The organism is Hymenobacter crusticola, from assembly GCF_002154225.1.
Classification (GTDB): Bacteria; Bacteroidota; Bacteroidia; order Cytophagales; family Hymenobacteraceae; genus Hymenobacter; species Hymenobacter crusticola.
The window spans coordinates 1-750 of sequence record NZ_MTSE01000122.1 but is presented as its reverse complement, the minus strand read 5'-3'; the positions used below and the strand labels follow the sequence as shown (position 1 = coordinate 750).

Annotated in this window: 2 protein-coding genes; both read left to right on the top strand. The window is 60.3% G+C overall.

Annotated features, from left to right (window positions below):
- The first annotated feature begins 134 nt into the window (after nucleotides 1-134).
- Nucleotides 135-467 (top strand): hypothetical protein, encoded by a 333-nt coding sequence (locus BXP70_RS29155; protein WP_086597615.1) that lies wholly within the window; start codon nucleotides 135-137, stop codon nucleotides 465-467.
- The coding region (locus tag BXP70_RS29150; protein ID WP_143436797.1) for a hypothetical protein at nucleotides 464-750 on the top strand (287 nt) is incomplete at its 3' end. The genes BXP70_RS29155 and BXP70_RS29150, both read left to right, overlap by 4 nt.

The following is a 750-nucleotide window of genomic DNA, read 5'->3' as shown; positions in this document are numbered from 1 at the left end:
GCCACGCTCAAAAGCCGGGTGCAAGTGGCCTTTCTGGCTTTGCCCGAAGACCAACGCACCGCGCAAGACGTGCAGCGGCGCCTCACCGCCAACGCGGTGTCTACTGCTTCCACTCACCAACATGCTGCCTAACCATGCCCATTCGTTCCACTTCCTCCCGTTCTCGTGCCCTCGTTGTGCGCCCTTCCCTCACCCTGTTTGAAGCCAAGCAGCAGCTACTGGTTATCCAAGCCGAAGAAGAGGCGTTGGAAAGTCTGCTCAAGACCCCCGCCATTGAAATCACGCTGCGCACCGGCACGGAGCAGATGACCATTACCGTCGCCAAGACCATCAGCTTTGCCGTCGTGCACGAACTGCTACTTGATGCCACGCAGCGGCGCGAGCGGGCTGAGCAGTGCTATCTGGAACTGACACGGTTGCAAGTATCTCCGGTATTGGTCCCCCTTGATCTACCCCAGCGCGCGTGAGGAAGTCCTTATCCTTACTGGCCTTGTACGAAGGCTACGTGACCATGTACCGCGGCTGGGAGCGCCGCGGTACCATCCCGCACAAGCGGCTGCGGCAAGTAGAACGCCACCAGGCTAAAGTGCGGCTCTTCTTGGAACAGCAGCAAACGGTTACCCTAGCCGCGGACGACTGCTCTTTTGATCAAGCCACGCGTTTTCTGGCTTGGCTCACGGGCCCGCAGCATTATCCTCATGAACGCGCCGTCCGACACGTGCGCCGCCTGCAACGGGTACTCTGGTGGGG

Coding starts and splice junctions, on each gene's coding strand:
- BXP70_RS29155 (WP_086597615.1), top strand. CDS start 135: ATGCCCATTCGTTCCACTTCCTCCCGTTCTCGTGCCCTCGTTGTGCGC.